The following is a 12,428-nucleotide window of genomic DNA, read 5'->3' as shown; positions in this document are numbered from 1 at the left end:
ACAGGGATAACATATGTGTGACCAGCACCATGCCGACAGGCATATTTTATGCTCGCAATGCGATATGCTCGTGGCGTTGCCAGAGCTTGGTCACGGACATAAAGCCCTGTGTCCACGTTGCGGTGCGACGTTGACAACCGAGTGGGACGCGCCGCGGCAGCGTCCCACTGCTTACGCTCTCGCAGCATTGTTCATGCTGCTGCTCTCCAATCTCTTCCCCTTCATCTATATGAAGGTGGGGGGGATAACCAGCCAGGTGGATTTGCTTGAAATCCCGGGCGTGATGTTCTCGGAAGATTACGCCAGCCTCGGCACCTTTTTTCTCCTGTTTGTCCAGATAGTCCCGGCGTTGTGCCTGGTCGCCATCCTTTTACTGGTGAACCGCGTTAGGATGCCGGTATCACTGAAAATCCGGCTTGCGCGTATCCTTTTTCAGCTCAAAAGCTGGGGCATGGCCGAGATTTTTCTGGCGGGCATTCTGGTCAGTTTCGTGAAGCTGATGGCGTACGGCGATGTGGGGATCGGCAGCAGCTTTGTTCCCTGGTGCCTGTACTGCGTCCTGCAGCTGCGCGCGTTTCAGTGCGTGGACAGGCGCTGGGCGTGGGATGATATCGCCCCGGCACCGACGCTTGCGCAGACGGTGAAGGTTGGCGTGCCCGGTATTCGTCAGGGGCTGCGTTCTTGCCCCTGCTGCACCGCCGTGCTGCCCGCCGATCTCGACGTTTGTCCACGCTGCGAAACAAAAGGTCACGTACGCCGTAAAAATAGCCTGCAGTGGACGATGGCGCTGCTGGTCACGTCCATCATGCTGTATCTGCCCGCCAATATTCTGCCGATCATGATCACCGATTTGCTTGGCGACAAAATGCCCTCGACGATCCTTGCCGGGGTGGTATTGCTGTGGGGCGAAGGTTCTTATCCGGTCGCCGGCGTCATTTTTATCGCCAGTATTATGGTGCCAACCCTAAAAATGATCGCCATCGCCTGGCTTTGCTGGGATGCGAAAGGTCATGGGAAACGCGACAGCGAACGTATGCACCTTATTTATGAAGTGGTCGAGTTTGTCGGACGCTGGTCAATGATTGACGTGTTTGTCATCGCCGTTCTCTCTGCGCTGGTGCGGATGGGCGGTTTGATGAGTATTTATCCCGCGATGGGGGCTTTAATGTTTGCACTGGTTGTGATTATGACCATGTTTGCGGCCATGACCTTCGACCCTCGTTTATCGTGGGATCGTGAGCCTGAATCAAGCCATGAGGAAGAGTAAGAGCATGGAAAATAAGAGTGGAGAGGCGAAAGTGCAGAAGGTCAAAAACTGGTCGCCAGTGTGGATTTTTCCCATCGTGACCGCGCTGATCGGTGCATGGATCCTGTTTTATCATTACAGCCATCAGGGACCGGAAGTCACGCTGATAACCACCAATGCCGAGGGGATTGAGGGCGGTAAAACGACCATCAAAAGCCGTAGCGTGGACGTGGGCGTGGTCGAAAGCGCAACCCTGACCGACGATTTAACCCATGTGGAGATTAAGGCGCGCCTTAATGCCGGCATGGAAAAACTGCTGCATGGCGATTCCGTTTTCTGGGTGGTTAAACCGCAGGTGGGGCGCGAAGGGATCAGCGGCTTAGGGACGCTGCTCTCTGGGGCCTACATTGAACTGCAGCCCGGCACGAAGGGCAGCCAGCCTGGGCAATATCAGCTTCTCGACTCACCGCCGCTTGCGCCGCCTGATGCCAAGGGTATCCGCGTGATCCTCGACAGCAAAAAAGCGGGCCAGCTTACGGCGGGTGACCCGGTACTGTTCCGCGGCTACCGCGTGGGTTCTGTTGAAACCAGTACCTTCGATGCGCAAAAGCGTACCATCAGCTATCAGCTGTTCATCAATGCGCCAAACGATCGTCTGGTGACCAGCAACGTTCGCTTCTGGAAGGACAGCGGGATCGCGGTGGATCTTACCTCTGCGGGCATGCGCGTAGAAATGGGATCATTAACCACGCTGTTTGGCGGCGGGGTGAGCTTTGATGTCCCGGAAGGGCAGGATCTGGGGCAGCCGGTTGCCGAGAAAACGGCGTTCAGACTCTTTGACGATCAGCGAAGCATTCAGGACGCGCTCTATACCGATCACATCGACTTCCTGATGTTCTTCAAAGATTCCGTCCGCGGTCTGCAGCCGGGAGCACCTGTCGAGTTCCGCGGTATTCGTCTTGGTACGGTGGGACAAGTTCCGTTCTTTGTACCTGGCCTGAGCCAGATGCTGGACGATGATTATCGTATCCCGGTGCTGATCCGCATCGAGCCGGAACGTCTGCTTAATCAGATTGGTGAGAATCAGGATATTGCCGCCCATATCAGTCAACTGATGGAACGCGGTCTGCGCGGATCGCTGAAGACGGGTAACCTGGTGACCGGTGCGCTGTATGTGGATATGGACTTCTACCCGAAAGCACCGCCGATTACCGGTATTCGTGAATTTGGTGGCTACAAGATCATCCCAACGGTGAGCAGCGGTCTGGCTCAGATCCAGCAGCGCCTGATGGAGACGCTGGATAAGATCAACAATCTACCGCTGAATCCGATGATTGAAGCGGCGACGAACTCTCTGAGCGAAAGCCAGGCAACGATGCGTCGTCTGCAAACCACGCTGGATAACATCAACAAGATCACGGCGAGCCAGAGTATGCAGCAGCTGCCGCAGGACATGCAGAAAACGCTGCGTGAGCTGAACCGCAGTATGCAGGGCTTCCAGCCGGGTTCAGCGGCCTACAACAAGATGGTGGCAGATATGCAGCGTCTTGATCAGGTCTTGCGCGAACTGCAGCCGGTGCTGAAAACGCTCAACGAGAAGAGCAACGCGCTGGTGTTCGAAGCGAAAGATAAAAAGGATCCTGAGCCGAAGAGGGCAAAAGAATGAAAAAGTGGCTATTGATGGTTGGCGCTCTGCTGTTAACGGCGTGCAGTTCAGGGGTAGATAATAAAAGTTACTATCAGCTGCCTGTGGCTACCCACAGCGGTGGGCAAAGTACGGCCAGCCAGGGAAACCGTCAGCTGTGGGTTGAGCAGGTTACCGTGCCGGATTATCTGGCAGGAAACGGCGTGGTCTATCAGACCAGCGACGTTAAATACGTGATTGCGACGAATAACCTGTGGGCCAGCCCGCTGGATCAGCAGCTGCGCAACACGCTGGTGGCTAATCTGGGCAGCCAGCTTCCGGGCTGGGTTGTCGCGTCGCAGCCGCTGGGTAACGACCAGGATACGCTGAACGTCACGGTAACGGCCTTCCACGGCCGTTACGACGGTGCGGTGGTGATCAGCGGGGAGTGGTTGCTGAATCATCAGGGGCAGCTAATTAAGCGTCCTTTCCATCTGGAGCTGAAGCAGCAGAAAGATGGCTATGACGAAATGGTGAAAGTCCTGGCTCAGGGTTGGGCACAGGAGTCGGCCAGCATCGCGAGAGAAATTTCCCGGCTGCCATAAGTAAAATTCATCATCAAAAACCGCAGTTGGCCTGTCGCTGATTGCGGTTTTTTTTCGTTTTCACTTCAGATCGTTACTTGTGCCACGTCACAATTTTTGTACAAATGAACTTCCAGGTAGCTCACAAATATGACACCCGTATGAATTTTGAACATTGACGCTGCGAGTAATTCGGGGTATTCGTTATCTGTGCCTGTGCATTTAGTGCAGACACTGTTTTCTTTCCACCAGACAAAAGAATGAGGGAAACGAGGCATGAAGAGACAGAAACGAGATCGCCTGGAACGGGCTCATCAACGTGGTTATCAGGCCGGCATCGCTGGACGTTCTAAAGAAATGTGTCCTTATCAGACGATAAATCAAAGGTCACAATGGCTTGGAGGCTGGCGAGAAGCCATCGGCGACAGGGCACTCATAGCCTGATAACGTCTCTTTCAAAAAAGAAACCTCCGCAATGCGGAGGTTTCGCCTTTCTGGAGGTGCGAAAAGCACAATCAGAACGCGGAAGTGTCCTGGAACAGGCCAACTTTCAGGTCGCTTGCGCTATAGATCAGACGGCCGTCTACCAGCACTTCGCCATCTGCCAGGCCCATAATCAGGCGACGGTTAACGATGCGCTTGAAGTGAATACGATAGGTCACTTTCTTCGCTGTAGGCAGAACCTGGCCAGTGAATTTTACTTCGCCCACGCCCAGTGCGCGGCCTTTACCTTCGCCGCCCAGCCAGCCCAGATAGAAGCCAACCAGCTGCCACATGGCATCCAGGCCCAGACAGCCAGGCATTACCGGATCGCCAATAAAGTGGCAACCGAAGAACCACAGGTCCGGGTTGATATCGAGTTCTGCTTCTACGTAACCCTTATCGAAGTTGCCGCCGGTTTCGGTCATTTTCACGACACGGTCCATCATCAGCATGTTCGGGGCCGGCAACTGTGGGCCATTTGCGCCAAACAGTTCGCCGCGACCAGAGGCAAGAAGATCTTCTTTTGTATAGGATTCGCGTTTATCTACCATGTTCTCAGTAAGCCTTATTTTAGTGAAGGACGCAGGATAGCTAACACGTGTACGCTGAACAAGTCCGATCAGTTCGAACTAAACCAGCCCAGCCAGCGTAACGGCCATGGATAACGATGACGAGCATCCTGCTGCGTCGCCTGAGCAATGCGCTCCTGGATGGTCTGCATCAGGGTGGTTTGCCCTTCGCCATCCCAAACCAGATTTGTCAGTAAGGGTAGCGCATCCTCAATCCCTTCGATGGCCCAGATGGTGAACTGCTCTTGCTCAACCGCATCCAGAATGTCCTGACTGAGGCTCAAATGGCGTGCGTTGGGAGCGGGAATAATCACACCCTGTTTGCCGTTTAAACCGCGTTGCTGACAGATAGAGAAGAAGCCTTCAATCTTTTCGTTGAGGCCTCCCACTGGCTGGGCACGACCGAACTGGTCCACCGAACCGGTGATCGCGATGTTCTGATTGATGGGCACTTCCGCCAGGGCGCTGATTAAGGCGCACAGCTCGGCCATAGAGGCGCTATCGCCATCCACTTCGCTGTAGGACTGCTCAAACGTCAGCGAGGCGGAGAAGGGGATCTGTTGCTCAAGCTGCAGCTCTGACATCAAAAACGCCTGCATGATCATCATGCCTTTCGCGTGAATGTTGCCGCCCAGCTCGGCTTTCCGTTCGATGTCGGTGAACTCACCATCGCCAATGTGCACAACGCAGCTGATACGGGACGGTTCCCCGAATGCGCGCGGATGACCAGGAAATTCAATCACCGACAGAGCGTTGATCTGCCCGACGCGTTCGCCTTCGGTCTCCACCAGAATTTGTTCCAGCAGAATTTCATCCTGCATACGGTCGGCAAGATAGCCTTCTCGCCACTCACGCTGAGCCAGCATCTGAGTGAGCTGTTCGCCGGTGAACGCTCCGTCACCGCTGATCGCACCCACTTCACGCAGCTGTTTGCCGATCCAGAGCGGGCAAAGCGGCAGCGTTTCCTGGTCACCGGTGTAGCGTACCGCTTCGCGGATTAAACCCGGCCACGCGTCAGCCGCAGGGGTTGGCAGCGCAAAACGTTCAGCAACGGCCATCACCCACTGACGCCACTGTGCCATATCGTCGGCGTCAGCAATCTGGATGTTGTCTTCGTATTCGCTATACACCGCCTGCTCAGCGAGTTCTGGCTCCATTTCCTGGAAGTCCGCCAGCGATTCACGGTCGCCCGTCAGCACGACGGTCAGCGACAGCGGCATAGACGGAATGGAGACAGGCAGGGGACGAGACTCATCGTAGCCGACCCAGTCGAAACGCTGCTGGTGCACGATGGTTTTAAGACGCATCCACAGCAGCGGCTGCGAGAGCAGGGTACGCAGAGAGATGATGAGAACACCGCCATTTGCGCGATGTACCAGCCCCGGCTGCAGCGAAAGTTCACCGTTAAACTGGCGCAGACAACCAAAGAGCTGTTCCGCCTCGGCCCAGTTAGCGGTAATCACTTCGCCCTTAACGGCAAAACGACCATCGGCCTGCGCCACCGGTTCGAAAGTGACATCATGTCCCGTAATACGATACTGGCCGCCAAAAACTGCGTTCGCTTCGGGCTTCAGCTGGCGCACGGCATCTCCGAGCAGCGTCAGGTATTCCGCTTCTTCCGGAGCCTTGAGCAGCATGAAAGGCGCTGTTGCCCATGGGCTTAACACCTGCTCCAGCGCATAATGCAAACGAGGCTGCGTATCGCTAAGGATGAATTCGTGTTCTTTTGCGAGTTCGGGCTGTGCAAACAGTTCCTGGTAACTTTCGGTATCCGGAACAAGGTCACGCCATGCAAGTTTCGTAATGGTCAAAGTTGATGTTTTTTAGTCAGATGTAAAAGCGTGGAGTATACCGTAAGCGGGGGGCTGTACCCAAGCAGGATTGGGTATTTCGAGAGGACGATTGGCTGCATTCACTCACAGGATATGATTTCTTTTCAGCAGATTGCTAAAAAACTGATATTCTGAACAGAGTTACGTGGTAACACTGAGATCGCAATGAAATATCAACAACTGGAAAATCTTGAAAGCGGCTGGAAATGGAAGTACCTGGTCAAAAAGCACCGTGAAGGGGAGCTGATCACCTGCTACATCGAAGCCAGCGCTGCGCAAGAAGCCGTGGATATTTTGCTGACCCTCGAAAATGAACCGGTACAGGTTAACAGCTGGATTGAGAAACACATCAATCCCGCGTTGTTAAACCGGATGAAGCAAACTATCCGCGCGCGACGCAAACGGCATTTTAATGCTGAGCATCAGCACACTCGCAAAAAATCAATCGATCTGGAGTTCGTCGTCTGGCAACGCCTGGCTGGGCTGGCGCAACGACGGGGGAAAACGCTTTCGGAAACCATCGTACAGTTGATTGAGGATGCCGAACATAAAGAGAAGTACGCCAATCAGATGTCAACGCTGAAGAACGACCTTCAGGCTCTGTTGGGTAAAAAGTAGATTTTTCTTTTCTGCAGACAATAAAAAACCCCGCATGGCGGGGTTTTTTTATAAGACGATAACTTATGCCGCTGGCTGAGTTACAACGTCTTTGATGCCTTTAACTTCGATCTCTACGCGACGATCTGGAGCCAGGCAGTCGATCAGTGCAGCGCGAGCTTTCACGTTGTCACAGGTGTTGCCAGTAACTGGGTTAGATTCGCCCATACCACGTGGGGAGATCTTGTTAGCTGGGATACCTTTAGAGATCAGGTAATCAACAACAGACTGAGCACGTTTCTCAGACAGTTTCTGGTTGTAAGCGTCTGAACCGATACGGTCGGTGAAGCCCAGAACCACTACAGAACCGTCTTTAGGATCCAGGTTGCTCAGCTGAGAGTACAGCTGATCCAGTGCCTGCTGACCTTCTGGTTTCAGAGTCGCTTTGTTGAAGTTGAACAGAACGTCAGACTTCAGAGTGAAGTGCTTGGTCTGTACTTCTGGAGCTGGAGCCGGCGCTGGAGCAACAACTGGTGCTGCATCTTCCTGCTGGCCGAAGCGGTAGGAAACACCTACGCTCAGCATGCCGTTGTCTGGACGAACACCAACGGTGTTGCCGTCGCCGATGTTGTTAACCCACTGGTATTCCAGACGGGTAGCGATGTCACGGGTCATAGCCCACTCAACGCCACCAGCGAATACTGGGGAAACACCGGTATCATGATCGTCGCCAGCACGGCTGTTGCTGGAGTCAGCGCGCCATACCATGCCGCCCAGACGGGTGTACACGTCCAGATCGTCAGTTACTGGGTAACCCAGTTTAGCGGTCAGCTGAACGCCCTGTGCTTTGAAAGCGCCGTTTACGTTGTCGCCTTTGTATGGCATACGACCTAACCAGTCGTAACCCATTTCAAAACCAACATACGGGTTAACCTGATAGCCACCGAACGCACCTGCACCAAGCTGGCTCTCGTGAGTAGGGCCATCATTGTTGTTTGCGCTGTCGTACCAGCCGGTGTCATGGAACTGAGACCAGCCCAGTTTACCACCTGCATACCAGGTATTATCTTTCGGAGCGGCCTGCGCTACGGTAGCGAAGCCAGCCAGTGCCACTGCAATCGCGATAGCTGTCTTTTTCATTTTTTGCGCCTCGTTATCATCCAAAATTCGCCATGAAAGTCTCAAGAGAGAATCACGGTTAAATCCTTCACCGGGGGGCGTGGTCAAATATAAATCTACCGATATCTTCGGCTTAGGCCGAGCACCCCTGGCGATGTAAAGTCTACAACGTAGCTGAAAACTTACAAGTGTGAAGTCCGTCAGGCATATGAAAAAAAAAGTTCCGTATACCGATTATTTAACATTTTCTGAACGAATTTTGTGCAATAAAATTAAGGAGAACCGCACCAGACAAGCCTTGCCGCAATTTTAAGGGCGGGAACTAAAACCGCATCTTGAGGTCAAAAAAAATTCCAGGAAAAATCTTAATTTCACTCAATGATACAAATTCGAGTGAATTTTTAACCCAGAATGTTGTCCTTTGCGGTAAGAATCCGATCGAACCGGACGCATAATGAAGCCGATCGCATTCCCTTCTTCAGCTGCTTCAGTCAGACGGAAATGTTCTTCTTCCGTCAACTCTTCCGATAACCATCCAATCACCACGCTGTAATTTCCGGTGCGTAACGCGCGGATCATCGACTCAACGGTATCGCAAGGCGAGAGCTGATTAATTTGCATAACCTTGGTGAGTGGAAGGCCAGCGGACTGAACCCACTCACGGCTTAGTTTTTGCTGAGGCGTGAGCCAAAGCTGCCAGCGCGATTGCTGACCAAGCTGTTGCAATAACGGCAACAACAGAAGTTGCGTCAACAGGGGCTGGTCTTCACGATAAACCACTTCACTGATAAGCCCCGTGGAAACACGCTCGACGGAATTCTGCGCGACATTGCCTGCGGTAGAAGAGAGAGAGGTTGAGCGATTTGCATAGCCTGAAGTGTGCATATTCATTCCAGCCCTGTAGTTACTGTATGGATATACAGTAACCCCTGTATGCATAAAGATCAACCTCATTTTCGGAAAGCGACTCGCAAAATTCATTCAATCTTGATGCCCCTCGTAAAATCATCTTGCTCAACGGCGATAAGTTGCCTATTTTCCTGCTAACGGATCCGGTAGTAAGAAAATTCGTTGTTACTTTATGATTTTGAAGGGAAATATCATGAAAAAGATATCTTATGAACGGATTTATAAATCCCAGGAATACCTCTCCCCGCTGGGCGAAATACATCATCGCGCGCTGTTTGGAGGCTATACCCTGGCGGTGGATGATGCGGTTTTTGCCATGGTGTCCGATGGCGAGCTTTATCTTCGCGCTTGCGAGGAGAGTGCGAAATACTGTGTAAAGAATGCCTCTTCATTTTTGACGTTGATGAAGCGAGGCCGACCGGTGCTGCTTAACTATTATCGTGTGGATGACGGATTATGGCAGGACAGGGAGCGATTGCTTCAGCTCTCCTCGTTTGCGCTCAGTGCGGCAAGAAAAGAGCGCTATCAGCGCCATCAGCGAAACCGACTCAAGGATCTGCCAAACCTGACCTTTCAGCTTGAGGTCTTGCTCTTAGAAGCTGGCATCACCAATGAGGAAACGCTGCGGGCGCTGGGGGCCAGAGCGAGCTGGCTAAAGATGCGGGCAAAAAACAAAGCGCTCAGTATCAAAGTTCTCTTTGCGCTGGAAGGGGCTATCGAAGGGCTGCATGAGGCGGCACTCCCGGCAGGTATTCGCCGGGAGCTGACGGAGTGGTTTAATGCGTTGCCTGAACCACAGGAGAATCACTCCTCCAGGTAGCGATTTGCTGTTGCAGCCGGCAAATTTCAGGCAGCAGAGCGATAAGTAGGCCTATCTGCTGAAGAACCAGCGGCGCTTTGCTGTCGTTTCCTGGGTCAAGATGCGCAATGCGCTGCGCCAGTTCATCCAGCGCCTGTTCAACGCGGGGCTCATCGGCCGGTCGGTGATGAAGTGCGTCATCGACATAACAGACCGCGTCATCGAGCAGGTTGAGAATACTCGGGTTGGTGAGTTTTTCACGGTGGGCACCCAGCGTCGAAATATAGCTGGTGAACGTATGGTTCAGGCAGAGCAGGCGGAACGCGGTCTCACGGATCTCCGCCGTGGCGCGAGGCTCCGTTGACATGTTAGAGACAACGGAAGCCAGTTCTGCATCACTGTTGTGCGCGTCGCGACGTGCTATCCGGTAAGCCAGGCGGTTATCGCGCCCCTGGTGGTACTGCTCCAGGATAGCGTCAAGGTATCGACAGTTGGCGTTCATCGCCCTGTCTACCACGCGCGGCAAATTGCGGAAACGCCAGTCCGGCCAGATAAAGCTGACCGCGGCCCAGGCTATCGCGCAGCCAATCAGGGTATCGATCACGCGGGGAAGGGCAACTTCAAACCCTTCACCCAGCAGGTTAAAGCAGAGCAGCACCAGCAGCGTGATGAACATGGTGGCGTGGGCATACTGCACGTTGCGAAACGCGAAGAACAGCACGCCGGTGATCACAATCAGGATCAATTGACCTTCAACGGAGGGCACAAAATAGAGCACCGGAAGGCCGATCGCGACGCCAACCAGCGTGCCGATAATACGCAGCGCAAGACGGTGTCGGGTGGCGTTGTAGTTCGGCTGGCAGACGAACAGGCTGGTCAGCAGGATCCAGTAGCCGTGGTGCAGCCCGGTTATCTGAATAAAGGCATAACCCACGCACAGCACCAGCGACATTCTCACCGCGTGGCGAAAGAGAGCCGACTCAGGCGTAAAGTTACGGCTCAGCCGTAGCCACATATCGCTAACGCTGTGCATGCTGTCATCAGCAAGCTGATTTTCCACCTCACTGCCCGGCAGCGCCATCGCCTGTTCGGACTCAATTGTCGCCAGCTGAGCATCAATCGCCCGCAGGTTGTTCAGCAGAAAGCCCAGCGCTTTGATGTGCTCCGGTGACGTTCCGCTGGCCTGAACGCGATCGAGCGCCGCATCAAGATGGCTGAATACGCGTTCAAAGCGGGGGTCATGCTGATAGGGCGTGCGCAGCAGAATGGAGCGCGAGAGCTGCTGGCACGCCTGGGACTGCATGGACAGCAGGCGCTGGAAGCGGAACATGACGTCGCTGTAGCGGAACTTCTCGCGCAGGGCAGCATACTGAACGTGCGAGGAGCTGGCGCGTTCATGAATATCCTGGGCGGCAAAATAGTAGTGTAAGGTCCTTCGGGTTCCGCGCTGACCGCGATCGCCGCGCAGACGGGTAAGCAGAGAGGCTTTTGTCTGGTTAAGGGTGGCGACCAGTTGGCCGTTTGCCAGCGCCAGATCGTAGAGCGGAGCCTGGCTTTCTTCCTCTATATCCGGGTCGAACAGCCGGGACTTCAGTTCCAGATAGTGGGCTAACTGCTCAAAGCTGCGGGCAAGGTTATCCTGCAGAGGGCGAACCGGGAAGATCAGATGACCGGTTAGCGTCAGCAGGTTATACCAGATGGCACCCAGCAACAGCAGAACCGGCTGCTGGTACCACTGGTCGTACAGGGAAACGCCCAGCATGGTGTAGATGGCGATCAGCAATGCCCCAAAAGCGATGGTGGCATAGCGCTGCCCAAGGCCGCCCAGCAAAATAAATCCGCTTGTTGAGAGCGTAAGGCCCAGGGCAAACAGCCAGGGCCACGGGAAAAGCAGCTCAACGGACGCTGACGCAATAAAAAAGCAGACAAGCGTAATGACCAGGTTACGTAAACGCCCGGCCAGACGATCGTCCAGGTCCGCCAGCGCCCCGGCCACCACCCCCAGCGTGAGCGGAATGGTGAGCTTGACATCATTCAGCCACCAGGGCAGGGCAACCGTGCCGCAAAGCGCGATAAATATCCTGACGTTGTATAGCCAGGTGCTGTTCCAGGTATAACGGCGAAGCAGTGGGCTTAGCATAAACGCGGCCGGTCCTTATTTACTGAAAACGACGACGAGCGTTTGCTTCACGCGCCGCCTGGGCCACTTCTACCGGAACAACCCTGCGACCGACGGGCCAAAGGGCGATGGCGGCGATCTTAAAGTTCGCGATCCCCACCGGAATACCAATAATCGTGATGCACTGTGCAATACCGGCAAAAATATGCATGATGCACAGCCACCAGCCGAAGAAAATCAGCCACAGAATGTTCAGCAGGGTTCCGCCCGTATTCATCAGGGCGTTTTTGCTCTCCGGATTCAGCTCGTCAACGTGGATGGCTTCATTCCCGTAGGGGATTAAGGAGAGTTTTGTGATTTCCCAGCAGGAACGGGTCAGGGGAAGCGTGAAAATCAGGACGATGCTCACCAGCGTGGCAAAAAGCCAGGAAAGGGTGGTGGCAAAACCGCCCAGCACAAAATTCAACACATTCAGAACGGTACGCATAAACTCTCACTTCCTTTCGATAAAATTAACGCCTAATGATTGTAACGTTTTTTAGGCTGG

12 protein-coding genes are annotated in these 12,428 nt (G+C 54.0%); 6 read left to right on the top strand and 6 right to left on the bottom strand.

Translation table 11 applies throughout. From position 1 onward, the window contains the following. The first annotated feature begins 13 nt into the window (after positions 1-13). From pqiA to rmf, 4 genes are all read left to right on the top strand, one after another. Positions 14-1,267 (top strand): membrane integrity-associated transporter subunit PqiA, encoded by a 1,254-nt coding sequence (gene pqiA / locus V4835_RS15705; RefSeq protein WP_063143987.1) that lies wholly within the window; start codon positions 14-16, stop codon positions 1,265-1,267. A gap of 4 nt (positions 1,268-1,271) precedes the next feature. Further along, positions 1,272-2,912, top strand: coding sequence for an intermembrane transport protein PqiB (gene pqiB / locus V4835_RS15700; RefSeq protein WP_213328359.1), 1,641 nt, complete (start codon positions 1,272-1,274; stop codon positions 2,910-2,912). Further along, a complete protein-coding gene (gene pqiC, locus V4835_RS15695) occupies positions 2,909-3,475 on the top strand; it encodes a membrane integrity-associated transporter subunit PqiC (protein WP_063143985.1) in 567 nt (188 codons plus the stop codon). Before pqiB ends, pqiC begins: the two co-directional genes overlap by 4 nt. A 255-nt stretch (positions 3,476-3,730) precedes the next feature. Beyond that, the gene (gene rmf / locus V4835_RS15690; protein ID WP_013097261.1) at positions 3,731-3,898 is read left to right on the top strand and encodes a ribosome modulation factor; all 168 of its coding nucleotides are present in this window, start codon (positions 3,731-3,733) and stop codon (positions 3,896-3,898) included. Positions 3,899-3,969: 71 nt separating this feature from the next. Here the strand turns inward: rmf and fabA are convergent, their stop codons facing one another. Both fabA and V4835_RS15680 read right to left on the bottom strand, forming a co-directional pair. Beyond that, positions 3,970-4,488, bottom strand: a complete 519-nt coding sequence (gene fabA / locus V4835_RS15685; protein WP_047347377.1) for a 3-hydroxyacyl-[acyl-carrier-protein] dehydratase FabA — start codon at positions 4,486-4,488, stop codon at positions 3,970-3,972. Between the two features lie 68 nt (positions 4,489-4,556). After that, complete coding sequence (locus V4835_RS15680; protein ID WP_331412752.1) at positions 4,557-6,317, bottom strand: Lon protease family protein; 1,761 nt, start codon at positions 6,315-6,317, stop codon at positions 4,557-4,559. 186 nt (positions 6,318-6,503) lie between these two features. On the opposite strand from V4835_RS15680, the gene matP reads away from it, so the two are divergent. After that, complete coding sequence (matP, locus tag V4835_RS15675) at positions 6,504-6,956, top strand: macrodomain Ter protein MatP (RefSeq protein WP_063143983.1); 453 nt, start codon at positions 6,504-6,506, stop codon at positions 6,954-6,956. 63 nt (positions 6,957-7,019) lie between these two features. On the opposite strand, the gene ompA is transcribed toward matP, so the two are convergent. Next, complete coding sequence (gene ompA / locus V4835_RS15670) at positions 7,020-8,075, bottom strand: porin OmpA (RefSeq protein WP_331412751.1); 1,056 nt, start codon at positions 8,073-8,075, stop codon at positions 7,020-7,022. A 354-nt stretch (positions 8,076-8,429) separates the two neighbouring features. Beyond that, the gene (gene sulA, locus V4835_RS15665) at positions 8,430-8,939 is read right to left on the bottom strand and encodes an SOS-induced cell division inhibitor SulA (protein ID WP_032638797.1); all 510 of its coding nucleotides are present in this window, start codon (positions 8,937-8,939) and stop codon (positions 8,430-8,432) included. Between the two features lie 217 nt (positions 8,940-9,156). Between sulA and V4835_RS15660 the strand changes: the two genes are divergently transcribed. Further along, complete coding sequence (locus V4835_RS15660) at positions 9,157-9,783, top strand: TfoX/Sxy family DNA transformation protein (RefSeq protein WP_063143981.1); 627 nt, start codon at positions 9,157-9,159, stop codon at positions 9,781-9,783. Here V4835_RS15660 and yccS read toward each other — a convergent pair. Both yccS and V4835_RS15650 read right to left on the bottom strand, forming a co-directional pair. Continuing rightward, on the bottom strand, positions 9,740-11,902 hold the full coding sequence (gene yccS / locus V4835_RS15655; RefSeq protein ID WP_331412749.1) for a YccS family putative transporter: 2,163 nt from the start codon (positions 11,900-11,902) through the stop codon (positions 9,740-9,742). The genes V4835_RS15660 and yccS overlap by 44 nt on opposite strands. Before the next feature lie 19 nt (positions 11,903-11,921). Next, on the bottom strand, positions 11,922-12,368 hold the full coding sequence (locus V4835_RS15650) for a YccF domain-containing protein (RefSeq protein WP_023311032.1): 447 nt from the start codon (positions 12,366-12,368) through the stop codon (positions 11,922-11,924). Between the last annotated feature and the right edge of the window lie 60 nt (positions 12,369-12,428).

Origin of the sequence: Enterobacter cloacae complex sp. CARB60 (genome assembly GCF_036487345.1) — a bacterium.
Lineage (GTDB): Bacteria > Pseudomonadota > Gammaproteobacteria > Enterobacterales > Enterobacteriaceae > Enterobacter > Enterobacter asburiae_D.
Note: the sequence above shows the minus strand (reverse complement) of the source record. Positions and strands in the feature narration are given on the sequence as shown.